Annotated in this window: 17 protein-coding genes; 11 read left to right on the top strand and 6 right to left on the bottom strand. The window is 40.8% G+C overall.

Annotated features, from left to right (window positions below):
* The first annotated feature begins 60 nt into the window (after positions 1-60).
* Positions 61-3,741: a BamA/TamA family outer membrane protein gene (locus tag ABJD64_RS02120; RefSeq protein ID WP_348176923.1), complete on the top strand. Its 3,681-nt coding sequence runs from the start codon at positions 61-63 to the stop codon at positions 3,739-3,741.
* On the opposite strand, the gene ABJD64_RS02115 is transcribed toward ABJD64_RS02120, so the two are convergent.
* Entirely contained in the window at positions 3,738-4,181 is a 444-nt protein-coding gene (locus ABJD64_RS02115) for a hypothetical protein (RefSeq protein WP_348176921.1), read from the bottom strand. The genes ABJD64_RS02120 and ABJD64_RS02115 overlap by 4 nt on opposite strands.
* A gap of 409 nt (positions 4,182-4,590) precedes the next feature.
* On the opposite strand from ABJD64_RS02115, the gene ABJD64_RS02110 reads away from it, so the two are divergent.
* The 10 genes from ABJD64_RS02110 to ABJD64_RS02065 all read left to right on the top strand — a co-directional run bounded on the left by ABJD64_RS02110 (position 4,591) and on the right by ABJD64_RS02065 (position 17,273).
* The gene (locus ABJD64_RS02110; protein WP_348176919.1) at positions 4,591-5,235 is read left to right on the top strand and encodes a LuxR C-terminal-related transcriptional regulator; all 645 of its coding nucleotides are present in this window, start codon (positions 4,591-4,593) and stop codon (positions 5,233-5,235) included.
* A gap of 6 nt (positions 5,236-5,241) precedes the next feature.
* Positions 5,242-5,946, top strand: a complete 705-nt coding sequence (locus tag ABJD64_RS02105) for a helix-turn-helix transcriptional regulator (RefSeq protein ID WP_348176917.1) — start codon at positions 5,242-5,244, stop codon at positions 5,944-5,946.
* A 367-nt stretch (positions 5,947-6,313) separates the two neighbouring features.
* Positions 6,314-8,293, top strand: a complete 1,980-nt coding sequence (locus tag ABJD64_RS02100) for a choice-of-anchor D domain-containing protein (protein WP_348176915.1) — start codon at positions 6,314-6,316, stop codon at positions 8,291-8,293.
* 226 nt (positions 8,294-8,519) lie between these two features.
* The gene (locus ABJD64_RS02095; RefSeq protein WP_348176913.1) at positions 8,520-9,005 is read left to right on the top strand and encodes a CHAP domain-containing protein; all 486 of its coding nucleotides are present in this window, start codon (positions 8,520-8,522) and stop codon (positions 9,003-9,005) included.
* 177 nt (positions 9,006-9,182) lie between these two features.
* Entirely contained in the window at positions 9,183-10,172 is a 990-nt protein-coding gene (locus ABJD64_RS02090; protein WP_348176911.1) for a carboxypeptidase-like regulatory domain-containing protein, read from the top strand.
* Between the two features lie 139 nt (positions 10,173-10,311).
* A complete protein-coding gene (locus ABJD64_RS02085) occupies positions 10,312-10,638 on the top strand; it encodes a helix-turn-helix transcriptional regulator (RefSeq protein WP_348176909.1) in 327 nt (108 codons plus the stop codon).
* Positions 10,635-13,268 (top strand): ABC transporter permease, encoded by a 2,634-nt coding sequence (locus ABJD64_RS02080; RefSeq protein WP_348176907.1) that lies wholly within the window; start codon positions 10,635-10,637, stop codon positions 13,266-13,268. Before ABJD64_RS02085 ends, ABJD64_RS02080 begins: the two co-directional genes overlap by 4 nt.
* 132 nt (positions 13,269-13,400) lie before the next feature.
* On the top strand, positions 13,401-15,356 hold the full coding sequence (locus ABJD64_RS02075) for a hypothetical protein (protein ID WP_348176905.1): 1,956 nt from the start codon (positions 13,401-13,403) through the stop codon (positions 15,354-15,356).
* A gap of 294 nt (positions 15,357-15,650) precedes the next feature.
* Positions 15,651-15,809 (top strand): hypothetical protein, encoded by a 159-nt coding sequence (locus tag ABJD64_RS02070; RefSeq protein ID WP_348176904.1) that lies wholly within the window; start codon positions 15,651-15,653, stop codon positions 15,807-15,809.
* A gap of 141 nt (positions 15,810-15,950) precedes the next feature.
* Positions 15,951-17,273 (top strand): tetratricopeptide repeat protein, encoded by a 1,323-nt coding sequence (locus ABJD64_RS02065; RefSeq protein ID WP_348176902.1) that lies wholly within the window; start codon positions 15,951-15,953, stop codon positions 17,271-17,273.
* Positions 17,274-17,359: 86 nt separating this feature from the next.
* On the opposite strand, the gene ABJD64_RS02060 is transcribed toward ABJD64_RS02065, so the two are convergent.
* The 5 genes from ABJD64_RS02060 to ABJD64_RS02040 form a co-directional block, all read right to left on the bottom strand.
* Complete coding sequence (locus ABJD64_RS02060; RefSeq protein ID WP_348176900.1) at positions 17,360-19,147, bottom strand: hypothetical protein; 1,788 nt, start codon at positions 19,145-19,147, stop codon at positions 17,360-17,362.
* Positions 19,148-20,182: 1,035 nt separating this feature from the next.
* The gene (nqrE, locus tag ABJD64_RS02055; protein WP_348176898.1) at positions 20,183-20,794 is read right to left on the bottom strand and encodes an NADH:ubiquinone reductase (Na(+)-transporting) subunit E; all 612 of its coding nucleotides are present in this window, start codon (positions 20,792-20,794) and stop codon (positions 20,183-20,185) included.
* 30 nt (positions 20,795-20,824) lie between these two features.
* Complete coding sequence (locus ABJD64_RS02050) at positions 20,825-21,508, bottom strand: NADH:ubiquinone reductase (Na(+)-transporting) subunit D (protein ID WP_348176896.1); 684 nt, start codon at positions 21,506-21,508, stop codon at positions 20,825-20,827.
* A gap of 47 nt (positions 21,509-21,555) precedes the next feature.
* Positions 21,556-22,356 (bottom strand): NADH:ubiquinone reductase (Na(+)-transporting) subunit C, encoded by an 801-nt coding sequence (gene nqrC / locus ABJD64_RS02045; RefSeq protein WP_348176894.1) that lies wholly within the window; start codon positions 22,354-22,356, stop codon positions 21,556-21,558.
* On the bottom strand, positions 22,343-23,533 hold the full coding sequence (locus tag ABJD64_RS02040) for an NADH:ubiquinone reductase (Na(+)-transporting) subunit B (RefSeq protein ID WP_348176892.1): 1,191 nt from the start codon (positions 23,531-23,533) through the stop codon (positions 22,343-22,345). Before ABJD64_RS02040 ends, nqrC begins: the two co-directional genes overlap by 14 nt.
* Positions 23,534-23,535 lie beyond the last annotated feature (2 nt).

Below are 23,535 nucleotides of genomic sequence, written 5' to 3'. Positions count from 1 at the left end.
TAATTTATTCACGATTTTACGTATAGCGTAGGTTATAGTATTATGCCAATACATCGCAAAATGATGAAAACGGGAATTCAATATATAATTAGATGGAGCATTGCTTTGCTTATCATTCCCAGTTGGACCTGGGCTCAGGCACCTCAATCCAGCCACGAGGTATTTTTGATCGGTGATGCAGGTAAACCAAAGGCGGCTACCCACAATCTAAAGGTTCTCAAGAGTCATCTGGAATCTGCTGGCGAAAATGCTACTTTGATTTTTTTAGGTGATAACGTCTATAAAGATGGCCTTCCTGACAAGGATCATAGTGACAGAGCATTACAGGAGGAAAAGCTCTTAAAACAACTGGAAATTACTAAAAATTTTAAAGGAAAAACCATCGTTATCCCGGGTAATCATGATTGGGATCACAGCGGAAAGGAAGGTTGGGATCGTGTGCGGAACCAGACCAAGTTTGTGAAGAAGTACTTTGATAGCAAAGAAGTGTTTTTTCCAAAAAATGGCAAACCGGGACCTGAAGAAATCCAGCTCGACGAAGGCCTCTATTTGATTGTCATTGACTGGCAATGGATTCTGCATCAATGGGAAAAGCCTTTAACAAATGATGTGCTAGTCCCTCATAAGGTGGCCGATATCTTACATGATCTGTATGGAATGATGGAAGCTCATAAAAATGATCATGTCATTTTAGCGGCACATCATCCTATGTACAGCTATGGTCCACACGGAGGAAAGTATAATTTTAAAAGTCATCTTTTTCCGTTGACGGCAGTGAATCCTTCATTGTATATTCCATTACCGGTTATTGGTTCGATTTATCCTGTATACAGATCTACTGCCGGCTCGCTTCAAGATATTCCACACCCAAAGTACAAGGCCATAAGAAATACGCTAGAAGGCCTGTTGGCCAAATATCCTAATACGGTCTACGTGTCGGGTCACGAACATTCTCTTCAGCACATTCAAAAAAATAACATGAACTACATAGTGAGTGGGTCTGGTTCTAAAGTGTCTTATCTTAAAGAGAAAGGAAAATACTTGCAATTCGGAAAATCCCGAAGAGGGTTTGGAAAGGTAAGCTACAAGCCATCAGGCAATCCGGAACTGGAATTCTGGGCTGCAGATGAACAAAGTCCAAGTGGTGAGAAAATTTATACCTCAGGCTTGTACACCTTCCGTCCAATTGCCGAAAACTTTGATTTTCCGAGATATTCGTTCGAAGATACGGTACAACAGGCCCATGCCTCCAGCCAATACAGAGCCGGAAATTTCAAGCAGAAAATGATGGGGGTTAACTATCGAGACGTTTGGGAAACAAAAATAAAGGCTCCTATTTTCAATATCACTGAAGAAAAGGGAGGGCTGAAAATCATAAAAAAGGGAGGGGGATATCAAACCAATTCGCTACGCATGCAGGCAGCAGATGGCAAACAGTATGTATTGAGATCTCTGGAAAAGTATCCGGAACGCGCCTTGCCCGAAATTATGAAAGGTACCTTGGCCGTGAACATCGTTCAGGATCAAATGAGTGCCAGTAATCCATACGGCGCCTTTGTCGTACCACCAATGGCAGAAGCCGTAGGCATTTATCACACCAACCCTAAACTGGTTTACATTCCCAACGATGGTGCTTTTGGCAGGCATAGAAAGACCTTTGCAAATACGCTTGCCTTATATGAAGAGCGCCCGGCATTCGACTGGTCTGATGCCTCTTTTTTTGGTAATTCGAACGACGTGGTTAACTCAGCTGAAGTCTTAGAAAAAACTCATGAAGACAACGACTTCCAGGTTGATCAAACATTTACCCTCAGAAACAGGCTGTTTGATATGGTCATAGCCGATTGGGACCGTCACGAAGATCAATGGAGATGGGCTTCTTTTGATCAGGGAAAAGGAAAACTCTATCGACCGATTCCCAGAGACAGAGATCAAACCTTTTACCTCAACGAAGGATGGTTCCCTAAATTCGCCAGTAGAAAGTGGGCCATGCCCAGAGTAGAAGGCTTCAATGATGACGTTCGATGGGCACCCGGATTTAACTTCAATGCCAGACACTTCGATCGATGGTTTCTAAACGAAACCACCAGAGCCGATTGGCAAAAAATGGCGCTGGAAGTAAAAGGTAATCTTTCTGATGAAGTAATCGAAAAGGCAATTGGACAATGGCCGAAAGAAATTTACGAGCAAATTGGAGAACGTACCGCTCGGACGCTGAAGGCCAGAAGAGACAATTTGCCAACTTACACCCTTGAACATTACGAGTCCTTGGCCAGAGAGGTGGAAGTTTTAGGCTCGGATAAAAAAGAGTTGTTCCTGATTGAAAGCCTTAGTACAGATCAACTGAAACTATCTATCCATAAAATATCTAAGAGTGGCGACAAAAAGCAGATCACCTATCAAAGGATTTTCGAAAGTAATGAAACCAAAGAACTCAGAATTTACGGACTGGATGATGATGACGAATTCAAAATCTCTGGAAGTCAAAAAAATAAGATTTTAGTAAGAATTATTGGAGGAGATGGCACCGACAAATACCATGATCTGACGACTAATAAAGCTGCTGGAAATATTAAAATCTATGACAACGAGAGCTCCTCTGTGATTGAAACAGCCGGACCAAGCTTCAAATCAAAATTGAGCAACAAAAAAAATATTAATAAATACCATCAGTATAGTTTTAAGTATGACCAATTGATGCCTTTGATTTATGGTGCCGTAAATCCTGACGACGGCTTGTTTATTGGTGGTGGGGCGTTGATTACCAAACATGGTTGGCGAAAAGATCCCTACAAAGCACAGCATACCATTCTGGCCAATATAGCGCTGGCCACCGCAGCCTTTAATGTTAAATATACCGGCAATTTTACGGAAGCCATTGGCAAATGGCATCTGGGAATTGGTGTTGATATTAGAAATCCAAAGGTCAACAACTTTTTTGGGTTGGGCAATGAGTCCATTTATGATGTAGACACAGGTATTGACTTCTATAGGATACGTCAAGAAGGTCATATCTATGACATCAAATTGAGTCGCAATCTGGGAAACAAAGGACTGCTTTCACTTGGCTTGCGGCAGCGAACTATGGAGATACAGCGAAGATCGGATTCTTACATTAGTTCCTCTGGATTTAGCGAGTTTGATACCAGCCAGCTCTTTGAAGATAAACGTCATTATGGAGGGCCATTCGGCGCCTTAATATTTGACACCAGAGATGAGAAATTATTTCCAACCAGAGGTTTGTTCTGGAATACCGAACTCGCTGGATACAGAGGATGGAACGAGAACGCTTCTGACTTCGCACATTTTCATTCCAACATCGCATTTTACTCTAGTTTTCAATATCCGGCAAGGGTAACTCTGGCTTCCCGGACAGGCTATGCTCACAACTTTGGCGAGCTCTCGCCGGACGAGTTTTATAATGCCAACACACTCGGCGGGCGAAGTAACCTACGGGGGTTTAGGAGAACCCGATTTTATGGTAAAACAAGCTTTTATCAAAATGTAGATTTGCGATTAAAGTTATTTGACTTTTCCTCAGTGCTCTTTCCGGGCAAATTTGGCATACACGGATTTTATGATATCGGAAGGGTTTGGACCGACGTCCATTCAGATACATGGCACAAAGCCGCCGGAGCAGGTGTTTGGGTAGCTCCGCTGAGCAAGGCCTCCATCTCTCTGTCCTATGCCTTTTCTCCGGAAGAAGATCTCATTTCTTTGGATTTAGGTTTCTTCTTTTAGCCTTCCTGAATTCTGGCTTTAACCATTCTAAAGATCTGACCACCTGGAGCCTGAAAATATAATTCCCCTTTCTCGGGTTGGTCTTTAATAATCTTCGCCGTAGAGTCTTTAATTTTCCTATATCTCGAATCAAAATCATTGACCAAAATTTTTATCCAAAGGCCTTTATGAAATTCAGTAGCATTCGGCACCATTTCTAAGTCCTCTTGATAAATAATATTCAGGCGCAGGCCATTGTCAAATTGGATAAAATCCCTAACCACTGGCGTCTCAAACGAAACCAGTTCCGCATCCATAGTTTTACTATAAAAGTATTGAATTTCTTGCCTGGTGTTCAATGGCTGGTTAATCTTCAAATCCCCGAGGTCTATTCCTGATTGGGCGCTCAACGTCTGCCCGGAAACAATCAGTATTGTAATAAGCTGAAAAATCCTTTTCATTGTTTTTTAAATTAATATGTGACTACTATTTCATTTCGTGAAAGTTGAATCCTTCAGCAATATTTAATTGAACAGGAGCCTTAACTCCAATTTCGATAAGAAAAAAACCATAGATGGTATGAGAAATTGAGTTGAATGGTAAGCTAAAGCCGATTACTTTTTTCTGATAGTAGACTCGCAAATCATATACTATTCAATAGCTTCTCAGTTTGTTACCAAAAATTACACCTTGATGCTTTAATTTCGGGCTTGATTTTGGTCCAATTGTTCCTTCAATGAGGAACATAGCAAATGATTAGCCATGGGCCTGGAGAGTTGTGGTATAGCCTAACTAACTTAGACAAAGAATACGAATGATCAACACAGAGTCAAAGCGTTGTGTTATGTTGAAAGTATTTAGATGTGATTCATGGATATACTAGATCAATTGATTGCCAATAAGGACAATTTAGATGAGGTTTCCAAACACCTGCCTTGCGCCGTTCATATCAATTCGGTGGATGATTTTAGCATACTATACATAGATCCGGTTTTTGAAAAAATTGCGGATATTGATGGCATAGTAGGAGACCCTGAAAAAAACCTGGGTCTTGTTCACCCTGACGATCTGCCCAAAGCGATGGATGCCTGCAGATACTATCTAGACCACGTCAAGGAATTCAGTCAGGTAAGTTTTTTACAGCGCATTCTTGGCACAGATGGCAATTACAGAACCTACTATAGTACGGCCATGTTAGTGGAAGAGCTGGGCGGGCTTCTTCATTTTAGCGTAGATGTCTCGCGCACCATGAATCAGCAAGAGCAGCTCGTTAAGATTTTGGAAGATACCGAGTTTATCAAAAAGAACTTTATGAAATTTGATCAGCTCACACCGAGAGAATTGGATCTGGTCAAATACTGGGCACAAAATAGAAGCAATCAAGAACTCTCCGCTCAACTAGACCTGACAGAAAATACAGTAAAAACCTATAAAAAAAGGGTGTATAAAAAATTAGAAATCAATTCGTTTCAGGAGCTTTACCAATACGCTCATGCATTCGAATTGACAGTTTGACAAACCATGGAGCTAGCATACGAAAAGTTAGGAAAAGTAATTAACCATGTCAGTAGTAACTCTCTACTTCCCGAGCTCTTTGGGAGAAGAGTAGGATATACTTCTCCAAGATATCCTGGGTTTTATCACGTGCACCATATCGCTGACTATTCTGTACAATATATGGATGAACATACCTGTACAGAATTTGATGCGACGTTGGATCAAATTAGGGCGCTTGGTGCCTCGTTTCAAGAACTAGTCACCCACCCTGAAGATGTCCCCAGAGTAAAAGGGCTCCTGCAAGGATTAGTTGACCGAGGAGATGAAAATGAAATACTGGCCTATTTTGTCAGAATCAAGTTAAGGATAGAGGAAGAAGAGGGATACAATTTGGTCATCACCAGCGTAAGGCTCAACCTTGAAAATCAGACTTTTGTATCCTTGAGTAATACGGTGGATCAATTACCTGTATTCAGCAAAAAGATATCCAATGCACTCAATACTCAATTTGATACCAGGAACTATATCAAGCGGTATATGACCCTGACCCCTCGGGAAAAGGAAATTTTTTCATTGTTGGCGCAATCAAAATCCGTCAAAGAAATCTCCCAGGCACTTATCAGGTCCCCTCGTACCATAGAGCAGCACAAAAAGAACATATATAAAAAAATGGAGATCAACGCGCTTGCTCAGATCATTCACATCGCTAAGGTTTTGCACATTAGCTAATTGTAAAATTCCAAATCTCTCACCTGGCCGTCTACGGTCTGAGATACCTTACTTAGTTTGACTCACATCAAAGAGCCAAAGTTCTAATCCCTGTTACATCTAACATTGCCATTAAAACCTATGGATGTTAAAAAAAATGCCAAATCAGGGGACTATCCTTTGAGTGGCAAGTATGATTTATTTGCAATGGGGGAAAATTACAAAGAACATAATTGAGCGGACAGCTGAATAAGCTGTAGAGATTATGAATCATTTGACTAGCCGGGTCGCCAATCCTCTCTTTCACATATATCAAATTAAAATAGGACTCTTTCTTCAAGCCTGAAAGAGTCTCGATTGCATGATGAATAAGTCTAAAAAAGATAAAATGAATAAAATAAGCTTTTTAACAACTGGTTTTCTGCTTTTGACAGGTATGCAGCTTTTAGCTCAACCTGTCCTGATACTCAAAGATTCAATAGGCTCTGGTCTGGAAACGTCCGGAAATGGGGATGTTTACGGCCCACAAGGCATGGCGGTAGACCCTGACGGAAATATCTATGTTGCCGAAGAATACAACAATCGAATTCAAAAGTTTGATAAGAATGGCAATTTCCTGTTAAAATTTGGGTCAGGCGCTGCAGCACCAGTCAGAACTAAGGCTACCGAACCCTTAATGAGTCGGCCCACAGGCATCGCCCGCGATAGCAATGGAAACCTATTCATCACCAATCGCTCCAACAACACGGTATACAAGTATGACAAAGATGGCACCTATATCAAAACTATAGGCACAACCAGCGCCAGCTCTGATAATGGTGATTTCAATAGCCCAGTAGGAATTGCCATAGACTCGAAGGACAACATATATGTGGTCGATCGATTCAATGATCGGATTCAGAAATTGGACAACGATGGTACCTTTATCAAAGCTATTGGTTCAGACGGGGATGGCGACGGTCAGTTTAGGGCACCCTACGGCATTGCTATAGATAAGGAGGACAACATTTATGTCGTAGATACAGAGCGAGATAACCTTCAAAAATTTGACAGCGACGGCACATTTTTATCCTCCATCGGAGGTAGTGGAGTAGGCGATGGCAAATTTTCTAACCCAGCCGGAATCGCCGTGGATTCTAAAGGCAATTCCTATGTCTCAGATATCACTACCGACTCTATTCAAGTTTTTAGTCCATCAGGAAGTTTTATAAAAAAATATGAAACGCCCATTCCATTTATATCATACCCTGCGGGAGCGCGAGTTCAAGCGGATCTTGTCTTTCAAAAAACAGTTTTTTTTATAGCCTTTGACGTAAAAGACAACTTCTATATTTCAGGCAACGACAACCATCGTATTTATGTATTTGCGACACAACAAGAAATAAACGTCAAGATTGGCGAAACTGATGTAGCTTCAACCGGTTCGGTAGATTTTGGCAGTTTCGAAGTGGGTCAATCAAAGGACACTACATTCATTATCGAAAACCTGGGTGGTACAGATCTAAAACTATCAGGAACTACCAGTAGCCAAGTCATAAAAAGCGGAGTCAATGCCAGTGATTTCACTGTCGCGCAAACCGCAGTCACAGATGAAATTACAGGATTTAGCCAAGTAACCTTCACGGTGAGCTTCACTGCAGGTGACTTAGGCGAGCGGAAGGCTACCTTGACTCTTCAAAGTGATGATCCAGACGAAAGCACTTACACCATCGATTTGACGGCCAATGTAGTTGCGCCAGAAATCAATCTAAAAAACGGCGATAGCGAATTGGCCTCAGGAGACGTCATAGACTTGGGCAGTGTGGAAATAGGGAAGTCGACGGATATGACTACACTTACAGTGGAAAATAAGGGCACCTCAGACCTCAAGCTTACGGGCGCGGCAGGAAGCTTAATTGCCGTGAGCGGCGCCAATGCCACCGATTTTACCGTAGTTCAGACTGAAGTCGTCTCGACCTTTGCACCAAACAGTTCTGCCGCCTTTACTGTGAAGTATACTGCCAGTACTGAAGGTACTACCAATGCTGTGCTCACCCTGACCAACAATGACAGTGATGAATCCAGCTACACGATTGTATTAAAAGGAGAAGGCGCGGCGCCGGTTTTAAGTGTAGGAGTCGATGACAGGCTCAATAACACGATCTTTCCAAACCCAAGCCTATCCGGCTTAGTCAACCTGCATCTGGCAGAGCAAATGTCCGGCAACCTGAGCGTGACAAACATCCAAGGCAAAATAATAACACAACAACCAATACTCAGATCGAACCGGGCAATGGTTGATCTGAGTAAAGAAACTGCCGGTTTGTATTTCATATCCATTGAAGGAGTAAACCAAAAGCCAATACAATTCAAGTTTTTGAAAAAATAGGATAAGTTGAATAAGGGGCTTCGTCATGCCGCATGGCGGAGCTATCTTTTATTATTTTGATCATCGCATAGCCTAAACATAAGTCTATCTAAAAGCTGGCAGAGTTGAGTGTTCAACTCTGTAAATAATCTTATTGGAAAAATCAAAGCATGTACATTTTGACCAAGACAATTGGCATCTTTGTGTAGATTCATCTCGTAAAAGGAATAAATCAAAGCAAATCAACATGTGGAAATCAGCTCTATTACTCATCCTATTTTCATTCAACATTAAATCTGACCTCCCCGACCTCAATGCCAAAATAATTACCTACGTAGATAGTGTCATGGGCAAGAAAGTAGATCGTGGGGAATGTTGGGATTTGGCTGCGGGAGCATTGGCTTACTCAGGTGCCTATTTCGACAGGAGTTCTATGAAAACAGTCACCATATATGGGCGGAAGCTAAACCCTAAAAAGGAAGACATAATACCCGGTGATCTCATACAATTCGAAAACATAGAAATGAAATGGACTGTCGGAAACACCACATATAGCGCTGCCATGGGGCAACACACGGCCATTGTGTACAAAGTGAATGACACTGGCGATTTTGAAATTGCCCATCAAAACACTAGTGACTGGGGTAAGAAAGTTGGCGTAAGCAATTTCAACCTCAATCATGTGACAAAGGGCAAAGTCATGATCTATCGACCAATAAAAGAAAAAGGGTAATTAGGATTATAGATAAGATTTTCTTTTAGCCCGACGTTCTTGTCCTCGTCGTGCAACCTTTCTGTTTGTTATTTCATCTTACCTGCGTTGATGCCGCCCTTGTCATTGTGGCAACATAGTAAGGATATTTCGCCCTGCGAGATATCCTTTTAAAAGGTTCACTTAACTCAAAACAGGATGAAACTATCCATTATTCTAACGGCCATATTGGTCGTTGGCCAGCTCCATGCTCAAAAACTAGTCAGTGGTCGGGTAATCTCAAAGCAAAGTAATGCTCCCTTGGCTTTTGCAAATATCGGTATTCTAAATTCTACAGTGGGAACTTTCTCCTTTGAGGACGGCTCCTTCAACATTATCATTCCAAGTGATAAACTCAATGACCGACTAACTTTCTCGGCACTCGGATATGACAAATTGCATCTGAATTTATCCACCTTAGATTCAACAAAATTAGTTGTAAGCTTGAAGGAAAGCACCAAGGTTTTGAATGAAGTCAATATCACGGCAGGTCGAGAAATCCTTAACGGGACATGGGGTCTTACCAAAGTGAAATCAGCCACAGGTTATTCCTGTACCCGGGGTACAGGAGGATTCGCAATGGCCTCTTTTGTACCAGTCGGAGATGAAGTTTTCGGCATCAAGAAAGTGAACTTTTTTATTGGCGTAAGCCAGCTAGAAAGTTATATGATGCGTGTGCGATTTCAGGCGGTTGAAGCAAATAACCAACCTGGTGAAGATTTGTTTCACGAAAACATCATCGTGACTTCTAATATCCGCGAAGGATGGATAGGGGTTGACGTTACCAAATATAACATACAATTCAATCAGGATTTTTTTCTTGTGATAGAGTGGATCATGGACGAATCGGGAACACTAAAGATGCTGGAATACGACGCCAATCCCCTGTCCTGGGATATCGTTGGCTCTACGATCGTCAACCAAAAGAAAATGACCTATTTCGATGACGATGGAGAAAAGATCACAGTAGAATTGACAGAAGAACAAATAGCCGAGTATAAAGCACGGGTCCTACCTAAAGTTTACATTGGCAGCAAAAAGCGAAATAGAAGAAGCACGCCTTATAGCTACTGGAGAGAGGGTAACATGGCCCCATGGACAAGAGAATATGACCACGAACTGGTCGCCAATTTCGAATATGAGTACTAATCCATTCCTTAAGATGACCCTATTAAAGTAATCCAATCGTCGAGCAGGAATCAATCGCATTTATATATCTTCTCAAAAATAGAAACTAATAATCATTATCTTCGTATGAGATATTTGAAAACTCAAAACTCATGCAATTATGAAAGGACACATCGGAGAATTCGAAGAGCTGGTTTTACTTACCATAGCCACACTCGGAGATCAGGCCTACGGAGTAGCCGTGTTGGAAGATATCCAACAGCGAGCTAATAGGAAGATTAGCATTGGGGCACTGCACTCTACCATAACCAGACTGGACGAAAAAGGATTTATTACGTCTTACCTGGGAGAACCCACCAACGAAAGAGGAGGAAGAAGAAAACGCTTCTTTCAACTAACTGCTTCAGCCAAACAAGCACTATCGGACATGAAATCTCTACGGGATGAATTGTGGCAATTGTCAAACCTTAAGCTCTCTTCGCAATGAAAAATCAAGGTCAAAATACTCAACAACCACCGAAATTGGCAACCAAACTCTTCTTTTGGTTTTGCGGAAAAGCAGTCGTAGAAGACCTCTATGGAGACATGGAAGAATTATACTTTTCCAATCTAGATACTCTTGGTAAGCGCAAGGCCAATCAATTATTCTGGCGACAGATACTTTCTCTGATCTTCTCTTATGCCATCAAAAAGAGAAAAAGAGACTCTTCTTATTCGTACCGAGCCAGTGGACCTTCAATGGCACTAATATTTAACTTTTTCAAGGTCTCGATGAGAAGCCTGATCAAGCACAGGACGTTTTCATTTATCAATATCATTGGACTATCCTTTGGCATGTCCATTTGCCTGCTGGGAATCACCATGATCTACAGCGTGCAGCAATTCGACAAGTTTCACACAAACGCTGATCGCATCTATCGTATCAACACACATATTAATAGTGCCAGAACCAACGATAATTTTGCAACCACGGCTCCCTATGTGCTTGACGGTATCAGTGGGTACACTGAACAGATCGAGACAGCCATAAGCATCAACGATGGATTTAGGGGATCGGTAGAAATAAATAAAAACGAGTTGTCTATATCCGGACTATACGCGCCACCGCAATTTCTTGAAATTTTCAGCTTTCCGCTAAAAGCAGGCCATGACGCTACTGCTCTGGCAAATCCATTCAGTATTGTTCTTACCGAAAAAACTGCCACTCGCCTTTTCGGCCATACTGATGTGTTAGGCAAGGGTCTTGAAATAAAAGAAAAGGGTACGTTTCAGGTCACTGGCATCATGAAAGACTATTCTTCTGCTTCCCATGTACAGTTTGAAGCACTTGTCTCTTACGGCACCTTACATGCCATTGACAAAGGATTGGTTAAAAGGTATGACGACTACCGCTTCTTCACCAATTGCTATACCTATATTCTGCTCAAAGAGGATATATCTCCAAGCTTATTGAGTGAGCCATTGGCTAAAATAGCTCAAAAACTATCTACAGAAGATGAAGCAATCAGTCTTTACCTTCAACCACTCAGAAAAATTGTCACTGCGGGTATCAATCATGAAATCGGCCCTTCCTTTGATAATCTGACCATGATGTTCTTCACTTTTCTCATGCTCCTGATTCTGCTTCCAGCCTGCTTCAACTACGCGAACTTGTCTCTGGCGCGCTCCTTAAAACGAGCTAAAGAAATAGGTTTGAGAAAAGTAGTGGGTGGTGGACGACGCGACATTTTTATTCAATTTTTATTCGAAACACTGATCATCACGTCTATTGCACTCATAGGCGCAGCCTATATTTTCACCCTCATTAGGGAAGAGTTTCTAAGCATGATCATGGGAGCAGAAACGATAGACTTGACCATTCATTGGCCGGTAGCGCTGTTCTTCATAGCGTTTGCTTTTTTTACCAGTCTGGTTGCAGGCATTATTCCAGCCATTTATTTTTCAAAGATGAGGGCCATTGCCTCACTCAAAGGTGAAGCAAAAGCAGGTTCACTATTCAAAACCAAGCTTAGAAATGTACTCACTGTTGTTCAGTTTGGGCTGTCCATTATTTTTATTTTCGGTGCTATTGCCATGAGCACCCAGTATCACCATACACTCAATTTCGAGAAAGGGTTTGATGAATCCAATAAGGTACTTGTTCCTTTACATGGAGTGGATGCAGACATTTTGTCTCACGAATTTTCCATTCACCCTGAAGTACAACAGATCGCTTTGTCTTCTGCCATACCTGGTACATCATCATCAGACGAAGTATGGGTTCAACTACAAGAAGTTGTCGATTCGGTTGCGGTAGAGCAAATGTTCGTTGATAACGCCTTCTTAACACTCATGAAGTTTGATATCAAGGAGGGAACCGCTTTTGTTGAAGACCTCACCACCCAACAGGAAGAGCAAATTATCGTCAATGAGACCTTTATACGATCTATGAACTGGCAGGAAGATCAAGTGCTAAATCGCTCTGTGGAAATAGAAGGAGAGGTCACCGGAAGAGTCATTGGTATAGTGACAGATTTTAACCATTCTGCTGTTTTTAGAGAAATCCAACCCTTCTTTTTTAGATACAATCCTGAAAAATTCACCACTGCCACCCTTCAGGTAAAAACTTCGGACGTTTTTGGTACGGCCACAAAATTTGAATCTACATGGGAATCTTTGAATGAAATAATTCCATACGAGTTCATGTTCTTAGAAGATAAGCTTGACGATGCATACCAATCGCTGCGATATCAGATTAAAATTTTCTCCTTTCTTAGCTTCTTAGCCGTTTCTATTGCTTGTCTGGGTCTACTAGGTATGGTCGTTTTCTCTATGGAAAACAAAATAAAGGAGATTGGCATTCGAAAGGTAATGGGCGCATCCGTCAAAGACCTTACCATCTTGCTCTCCCGTGGTTTTTTCAAATTAATGCTCATAGCAGCAATTGTTGCTATCCCTATTGCTTTTGTTTTTTTCAAGTTCATGCTTAGCATGATGGTCTATTATCATGCTCCATTAGGTATTTTTGAAATCGCATTGAGTTTTATTTTTCTGCTCATTTTAGGAGGAGGCACTGTGCTTACCCAAACACTCAGAGCTGCTAGAATTAATCCGGTGAATAACCTGAGGTACGAATAATAATAGGAAATAATATTATATTTAAAGAAGACTTCTAATAATTTGGGAGTCTTCTTTTTTGTCTGATCTGCTTTTTTAAAATTTGCCAGAGCAATCAGCTCCTCTTAATATCTTTTAAATCTAACTGTCCTCTTGAATAAAATCATCCCTGACGTTCTTTTACTTCTGCTGTCCCTGTGTTGCGGTCATTCTATTTATGCCCAACAATTTGAGGAAAACCCTGACGTGTTAATGGACACCATAAAGGTAAAAGGAGACCGATTTATATTCCTCAACGACGATGCCTACTATGTACGAAAGGATACCGTTTGTATCATTCCGGATACGGTAGATTTTTATGTCAGAAAAAATAACATGAAAAAGACTGACAATTTTTATAGTCAGGTCGAGAAGAAAATGTCCAAAGGGAAAGTCTCAAGTATGATGTATGATTACCTGTTTAAAAGCAAAAATGGAAATGAACCACATGGAGAAGAATCAAGTGAGCAAAGATTCACTCCTTATGAAAATGAATCCATCAAACACATCGGATATAAACCACTACCCGTATTTGGCTCAAATATCAACGACACCACCATAAATAACCCATCAAGATGGGAAAAACCCTTGAACAACGTTCATGTCCATACACAGGAATGGATAATCAGAAAGAACACGCTATTTGAAAAAAATCAGAAAATCGATCCGGATGCTATGGTGGACAGTGAACGCCTCCTACGACGTCTGGATTATATCAAAGACGCCAGAATATTCGTACATGAGACGCGGCGAAGAAGAGAAGCCGATGTAGTGGTAGTTGCCAAAGATGTCTTCCCTTACAATTTTTTGTACCGGCCAAACAACGACAACGATGCCTTGTTTGGAATTAGTAATATCAACATAGCTGGTATTGGGCACGAACTGGAATATGATTATATAAAAAGTGGCGGTTCTGAATTTTTCTATCGCATCAGAAATATTGAGGGAACGTTTATCGATGCCGAACTCAACTATGCCAGTCATTTCCGAAAGACCGGATTTGGTGCCTTTTTCGAAAGAGATTTTGTAACACAGGAAACAAAATATGCCGGAGGGGTCTCATTCAGCCGATATGAGTTCGGTGAGCTCAATTACGAACCAACAACCGATGTCACATCCGAGTACTTCTATGATCGCAAGTATGAGGATATATGGGTAGGAAGAGCTTTCAATACTTCGGTCGTATCCGATTTTTTAGGGCTGGAAGAAAACACCAAAGCCGTCGCTTCTGTTCGGTTAGAGTTTTCCGATTTTTTTGATCGACCGGTCACAAATGCCGATACCAATTTTCGCTACCACGACAAAAGAAATATCCTGTTTAGCCTTGGACTTACCTCCAGGGTTTATTTCAAGGATAAATTTATTTTGCAGTATGGCAGAACGGAAGACATCCCTACCGGTAGCGCCCTGGGAATAGTCATCGGGCGACAAAAAGGCGAATTCAAAAGCCGCTTTTATATCGGTGGTAACTATGCACGTGGAGGCTATATCAAACAATTTGGGTATCTCAACAGCATTTTTTCTTTGGGCGGTTTCATCAGAAATGGATCACTTGAAGACGGTATTTTCAAGATAGGCATGGATTATTTCACCCATCTCTATCCGATTAACCAATTCAAGTTTCGACAATTCGTTAACCTCGATTTTTCTCAGGCCATTACCCCTGACGAAGAGTATATCCTTAGTACCCAGGATCACCTGGGCATACGCGGTCTGACGAATTATTACCTCAGAGCTACCACCAGGCTAAATATAAAGGCTGAGTCTCTTCTCTTCACACCGATCAATGTACTTGGTTTTCGCCTGGCCACCTTTGCCTTTTTTGATTACACTATGACTAGCAACAGTAGAAATGACTTTTTTGGCAACGATAGTTTCATGGGGTACGGTGGTGGTATTCGTTTGAGAAATGACAACTTGGCTATTTCCACCATTCAGCTCAGAGTAGGTTTTTACCCAAGTGCGCCTATCAATACCTCTGTGAGCACTGTCGGTTTTTCCACCTCGACGCAACTTAATATCAGGGACTTCGACTTTAGAGCTCCTGAGATTATCCCTTTTAATGAGTAGCCCTCCTGCATGTCGCCTCGAATCCCATCCTGAGCTTTTCGAAGGGAGGGTCAGAGGCCTCCTCATTACAGGGCAGCGAGAGTAAACGTCGTTCGAAACGCTCTTTAACCACATCACTTCAAAAGAGTCATCCTGAACCTGTTGAACGGAACGCTGCACGGAAGTCCCTTGCGACACTGCTAAAGTCGGAAAACTTCTCGCTGTGCTTCGAAGTGACGGCATATCCTGCGACTTCCACTTTATCTCCGATATTTACTTTTTTCAAAATTTTTCAAACATCTAAAATTTATTATTATGAAAAGAGTAATTGTAATTTTCTCGCTAGTTTTTGTTTCAATGTTCGGATTCTCTGCTTGTGAAGATCAAGCCGACGAAATTCAAATTGATATTGAAGATACCAAACGACCCAATGAGGCTGACGACGATGAGGATGAAACTAACGGTCCCGGTTAATTTGCACGTGGAACAGGTACTTAAGGTACCTGTTTTTTCCTTTTCAAATGAACAGTCGCTAATTGAAGCTTATTTTGTAGGCAAAAATAGAATATTCTAACATGCTTGATTTAACTTTAAACTGCCAAACCTAATTTTAAGATGAATCTAATATCAGCCATTCTACTATTCTTTTCCTGGCCCTTTTCTTTCGATCAGGAGGCCATTCAGGAGATCAATGCTATCAAAGAGCAAATGAAAGGTTATTACAATACTAACCTGGATAGCGCCGCAATTTTGGCTGAAACCATCCTAATAAAATCGCAAAAAGCTAATTACGAACTAGGCAAGGCTAAGGGAGAGTTTGCTTTGGCTCACATTGCATACAAGCGAGGTAAAATAAGTGTAGCTATCCCTCATTTTTTGAAGGCCCTTGAGATTTACAAACCACTGAAAAGTAATGACTCATTAACCGATCAAGCCAATATTTATATTATGCTGGGAGTAATCTTTCGGCGACATCAAAGTTTCCAAGAAGCGCTCAGCTTTTATGATCTAGGTATTAAGGCTGCAATAGCTGCCAACAACAAAAGCGCTCTAAGAAGTTTGCTGTATAACAAATCAATAGCCTATAGAAGAAAAGGGAATTTTGCTGGAGCAATTCAAACTCTAATCGAAAGTGTAGACTTAATCCCAAAGGATAACCATATTATTACTCAAAAAACCTACAATCAGTTTGGTCTTATTTATGCCGAATTGGGAGAACATGACGAAGCCCGAAAATGGTATAATAAAATGATAGAACTCGAGTCAAAAAACTCATCTCCCTGGTATTATCGTGGTCAAGCGTATCACAATATGGCACTTTCATACAACAATCAAGAAGACTATGTCATGGCTTGGAAATACTACATTTTAGCCAAGGAAGAAAAAAAACTCTTGGGAAATCCTGAAAAGCTATTTATTACCTATCAGAATATGGCGGAATTAGCTCTTGCTGATAGAAAGTCAGAATTGGCAATAGACTATGCTAATAAAGCATTGGCTCTAATCGATCAAGTACCCAACACTCCCGAATACTATAAAATATTTAAGTTCCTCGCTCAATGTGAGTCTGCTCATAATCCGACACTGGCTATTACTTATGCTAATCAATTTATAGCGTCCAGTGAAGCTTTTAATAACCGACAAAAAGAACTACTCGATAATGGCGATAGATACAAAGTCCAACTGATCGCTTCCAACTACTTCAGCCAAGTAAAAAGAGAAAAAGAGCGATTGAAGGTAGCCTGGACGATGAGCTGCGCAGCGGCCTTTATATTCTTGGCTGTCATACTCTCTATTAAGCTCTACCGCATCTACAATTATCGATCGCCGGAGTTGGCCCTTTCTCATATCAAAAATCAAAATGAGATGATCTATCTACTTGACATGTTTAGAAAGGAAAAGGAGGAGATGAAAAATACCCTAAGGCAGAGGAAGTAACTTTGTCACTGCTAAGGAGGAATGGGTTTGACGGATTTTTTCACATCAGAGCCACTAAACGCAGAAGTGAGCTCACTATAATCTGCCTATTCCAAAGAAAGCATCAACGTCAAAGCAAATGAATGCCGATCGAACACATCCGGTGTCGTCAGACCCTCATCAGATCGCCAAACAATAGACTCCTGAGGATAATCATGTTTTTTTGAAAATAAATTGAACAGTCCATATTTTTTCTTTACATATAGTCTCTCCTTATCATTGAAAGAATAAAAATAGTTATAACTAAGTCCTATTTTCCATTTGGGATTTACGCGTATTTCATAGTTCAAACCACCCATCAGCCCACTAGCCTTTTGTTGATAAATTGGAGTTAGTCCAAGTTGTTTGTCGAACATAAATTGATTCTTGAACTCCGCATAACTCATCGAAAAACTGAGATGAGTGGGTCGGAGTGTTTCAAAATTTAGGCGATAGGCCATCCCTAAACTCCATCTACTTTTTTTAATACTCTGGTTATAGTTTTCAGACTGATTGAGCAAAAGAATATAATTCGGTCTTATTCGATATCTGAAAGTCGAGGATAAGCCTATATCAAATGACGGTATTCTAAAAGATTCATTTAAGCTAATGGCTTCAAAGTTGTAGATCAGATCGGCGTTTGCGTCAATATTTTGAGCGTTCAACTTATAAAGTTCCAGACCGAATCCGGCTTCTATTTTCTTAATGAATTCTAAAAATCGTCTTTTGCGCGCATATGAGCCATCGGGCAATGCATTTGGTTTACTAATTATTACAACTGTGTCCGCAGTTTTAGCTTCTATTGCTTCTACAAAATGTGTTCGTTCCTCATAGTTCCAATCCGAAATTGTATCCGGCGTAACTTCAGATGTTCTATAGTACTGACTCAATAGAAAATTCCTTTCGTAATTGACGGCTTCGTCCCACGTGTATGCAAAGTACCACCCTTCAGAACCAGATTTGTATTCCGTAATAAACACTCTTTGATCGGCCCATCGAGAAGCAGTATTGCTCAATATTCCAAATTTTGTGTATTCATATTTTGCCTTAACGAACACCTTCTCATTCATATCGAGATAGATTTTTCCTCGAAAATGTGCTCCCAACAGGCCTTTAGATTTAGGCTCAAATTGTATAACCTCTAATTTCCTATTATCAACTTCACGTTCTCCCTTGTAGGTGTACATGTATTTATCAAAAGAGTTAGGATTGATAAATTCCTCTCTCCTCATCACAAAATCAAAACGATGCGGAATATGTGCTCCTGCGTAAATTTGATACTGTTGATTTTCTTTAACATCATATTGGCGGGCCAAAGAATCGATTTTTACCTCTCCCTTGGTATTCCGATTCAAATATGCTGCTTTCTGAATTTGCAATTCGGCCGACGAACTAATGTTTGCATGCCCCAAAGTATCCATATACCTTTCTTCCAGTACCCCGCTAAGCATGTGCGGTTTGGATTGATAGGCATTGGGAATGTTAGAATAAACTTCAGCAATCATGTCTGTCAGACTTGTAGGTGTGATAATAATTGCTTCCAATATTTTTCGATCAGGTGTCATAAAGACAATATTCCTCTGATTTGGATTTAGCTTACTCAATCGAATTTGAAGTGATCCAAACCCAATACAGCTGATCGTATAATCAACTTCCAGATTCTCATTATTTATTTGAGCATTTCCAAAATGATCTGAGACAGTCACTAGCTGTTTGCCCTGCAGGATATGGGCATAAGGAATTTTCTTACTGCTATTTTTCTCAAGCAAAACAATATTGAATTGGTAATTAGAGCTTTGTGCCAACGTTAATCTGGCACAGAAGAAGTACACAAAAACAAAAAGTACTATTCTCACAGAGGTTATTTTGATTCTAGATTATCATTCCAATTTGAGTCTGAATTTTAAAAAAATTCATCCATCAATTTCTTTTCTTCAGTCATTTCCAGTTGGGTGAGAGCTGGGTCTCCAAATTATGCTATTTTCCTTGCCTTAAAAATTAAATATTTAAAACCCCTCTCGATTTGTCAAAAACTAAGGATTACATAAACCTGATTCTGGCACTCTGCACTTAAGTAGTAGGTATTTTATAGTCAACTAGAATATAGCTTACCATTCAAATGATACTTTGAATTAGCAGCGTGGGGCCCGTCTGGCCCCACTGTCATCTACTACATAAGTGATTAACTAAACCACATTTATTGAGTGATGTGGTACTTCTGGAAAACCAAAGTCCGAAGTACCTCTCAATGTTTTTAATAATCTTATCGCTTTTTGGAATGTGTTCGGTACATCAATGAGTATAGAAGGGCCCCCGAGGAATGATCCTCAGGGGCTACAGCCTATCACCCCGCACTATCAATCCCAACGAGAAATGGGAAGATAGCAGAGACTAATCATGAGGTGGGATGACATCTTGTTATTAAATTGAGGGAACTTGTTCGACATGTTTCTTTTGTTTTTTTATCATTCACTGATCATTAAACATAAATCATCTCTGCTCATTGACAAGTCTGACATTCATATCCGACATTCTGATCAACCCTCGGTAAATCTCGTGGAGAAGCCTTTATTGTATACATAAAAAATACATATAGTAGCGCACTCAGTAAAAGTTTCAAAATAGGTTTTATCATGATTGGTTAATTTATCATTCGATTCATGTTAATCGTCGTACAATAATTAACATTTACTTATTAATGTCAGGTTTTGCGAAACGTCAACAGTTTTCAAAAAATAATAATCACAATTTTTTTCAGCTTATCATATCGCAGATAACAAGCAGATTATGAGAAGCCTTTCTCTTGTACTGTGCATAAAGTAATCTTGAGAGCATAAAAAAAGTCCTGCCAAAGGCAGGACTTCCTGTTTCAAATTAAATTCTTTTTGCTTTTACAGCACAATCCCAATGAAGGATTTGAAAGCGATACCCATCAACCCTGTAAGAATCATCGTGATACCCAGACCTTTCAATCCATTGGGAACATTGGAGTATTTGAGTTTTTCTCTAATGGCTGCCAAAGCCACAATCGCCAGGAACCAGCCGAATCCGGAGCCAGCGCCATAGGCAGTTGCTTCTACTATAGTATAATCTCTTTGAACCATAAACAAGGATGCACCTAGAATGGCACAGTTTACAGCGATTAGTGGTAAGAAGATTCCTAGTGACCCATAAAGTGCCGGAGAAACTTTTTCAATAATCATTTCCACAAGCTGTACCATTGCCGCGATAATGGCAATGAACATGATAAATTGCAAAAAGCTCAAATCTATAGTTTCAAAGCTACTGTTCAACCAAACCAGTGCACCTTCTTTCAGGATATATTCCTGAAGTAACCAGTTGATAGGTACTGTAATTGTCAAAACGAATATTACGGCTGCACCAAGGCCCAAGCCCGTAGATACCTTTTTAGATACCGCCAGGAACGAACACATACCCAGGAAGTATGCGAACACCATGTTGTCGATAAATGCGCTTTTTATAAATATATTAAATGCTTCCATTTCTATTTTTTTATCTACTTAGAGCAAGTCTTAGTGTTCTACGTATCCGTTTTTAGTTCTCTGAATCCAGATTAAAATTCCAAGTACCATAAAGGCACCAATAGAATCTACCATTAATCCGTTGGTTTGAATATTTACAAAACCGCCGGTTACTTGAGAAATACTTTCGTAAACCGGAAAGTCGAATACTGTGCCTGATCCAAGAAGCTCTCTAAAAAAAGCTACGGTCAAAATAATCCAGGCATAGCCAAATCCACTTCCAAGACCATCAAGTACTGAGTCATATGCTTTGTTGGCCATGGCAAATGCCTCCAATCGACCCATCACAATACAATTGGTAATAATCAATCCAACAAAGGCTCCAAGCACCTTATACATGTCGAAAAGATAAGCTTTGAGCACTTCACTTACTAAAGTCACCAAAGTGGCTATCACGGCCAGTTGTACAATGATTCTTACACGACCGGGAATTAAATCTCTCATCACTGAGATGATCAGATTAGAAAAAACAATCACAAACACAACGGCGATAGACATCACCAGAGTAGGCTCCATTTTGACTGTAACGGCCAAAGCTGAACAGATCCCTAATACCTGGATGGTAACTGGGTTGTCATCATTTAGCGGATCGGTGATGAACTTCTTCCTTCTCTTCGACAATAAGGGCTCTGCTGGCTCTTTAACTATCGCTTGTTCCAAAGTTTCTGTACTCATTGTATTATATTTTTAAATGGGGCAACCCCAATCAACTTCTTCCTTTATTATTCTGCAGCTTCTACTTCCTCAACTGGTTCAACAACTTCCGCCACGGGCTGGTTTGCAGCTTTTGTTTTTTCTATGAAGTTTCCATAGAACCCAAAGTAATCTTTCAACATGGCATTTACACCTTTGCCCGTTAGCGTTGCACCCGACATTCCATCTATGTGGTGGTCATCCAGTGGCAACCCCTTCTCTCCTTTAACCATATTTACTGATTGTAGCACACCGCCAGCATCGAATAATTTCTTCCCTTCATATCTCGACCTAACTTTAGTGTCAGTAATACGTGCTCCCAATCCTGGTGTCTCCGATTTGTGATCGAAGGCCACTCCGCGAACAGTAACCAAATCACTATCTACAGCAATAAAACCTGAAATCCAATCCCAAAGTCCCGCTCCGAACATCGGGAAGATATAAGCATCTACACCAGAGCCGTCCTCCTTCATGTACATAAATACAGGGTAAGGCCTGGCGTTGACATCCTTCTTGAACTTGTTATGGTTTTTTTGGAAATCAATTTTTTCAGCGATCAAAGGATTGCCCTTAGCATCTTTCTCCATGAGGTCACCATTGATATCTACCACGGTAGAGGTTACCCTTTTGTCATAAAGCGCTAAGATCTCTTTAGGATCTTTGATATTGGAGATATCCATTACCGCACCCAAAATCTTCTTTTTGGTGTCCAGTTCTACCTGTTTGTCTTGCAATGGCTTCAGTACCACTGAAGTACCAGACAACAATCCACCTAATACTATGGTTAGTATGGCGGAAAATATTACTATGTATAAATTAGATCGTTGCACGTTTCAACCTCCTTTTCTTGTTAGCTGCCACCACATAATAATCAATCAGTGGAGCAAATACATTCATTAATAAAATCGCCAGCATAATTCCTTCAGGATATGCCGGATTAAATACTCTTATGATCACGGTTAGCATTCCGATAAGGAATCCATAAATCCATTTTCCAGTTTCTGTTTGTGTTGCAGTCACAGGGTCCGATGCCATAAATACCGCACCGAAAGCCAACCCTCCAATAACCAAATGGTAGTGTGCTGGCAACAACATGTATTCATTCACGCCAAGCATATTACAAACCGTACCCATCACAAAGGCTCCGGCAAATACACTAAAAATAATTTTCCAACTGCCTACACCAGTTAGGACCAATATCGCAGCACCAATCAAACACATTAAGGTAGAGGTTTCGCCTATACTACCGGGGATAATCCCCATAAACAGGTTGTTGAAACTATACAGTCCTGTTGACCAGGTTTCGCCAAGCATACTCAGCATAGATTGGTTGCCTTCTACGGCGGCGGCTCCAATCGCTAAAGGGGTCGCTCCGGAAAAACCTGCAACGGCTTCCTGGCCTCCCAAGTAGGACCAAACATCTCCTGAAATCTGAGAAGGGTAAGCAAAGTACAAGAAAGCTCTGGCTGTTAAGGCCACATTCAGGATATTCATTCCGGTTCCTCCAAAGGCTTCTTTTCCGATGATCACTGCAAAAGCAGTAGCCAATCCTACCTGCCACAACGGAATGGTAGGGGGCATCACCAAGGGAATCAACATCCCTGTAACCAGGAACCCTTCATTGACTTCATGTTTTCTAATAGTAGCAAAGGTAAATTCGATGCCAAGACCTACAGAGTAAGAAACGATGAGGATTGGAACAACAAGAGTTGCACCCAAAAGAATTTCACTAGCCAAATCAGCTACTTCGCCAACCGCCAGATAGTGCTGATGACCAGCATTCCATATACCGAAAAGTAAACATGGCAGCATCGCAATGATTACTGTCATCATCATTCGCTTCATGTCTATCGCATCTTTGATCTGAGCACCTTTTGCACCAGTTGTGCTGTTGGGCGCCAGAAAAAGCGTTTCATGCGCTTCGTAGATATAGAAAAACTTCTCCCACTTACCACCTTTTTCAAAGTTGGGGCGAACCTTCGCAAATATGTCTTCTATAAACTTCATTC

Source organism: Reichenbachiella sp. (genome assembly GCF_039944555.1).
Taxonomy (GTDB): domain Bacteria; phylum Bacteroidota; class Bacteroidia; order Cytophagales; family Cyclobacteriaceae; genus Reichenbachiella.
This window is presented reverse-complemented; position numbering and strand designations above follow the sequence as displayed.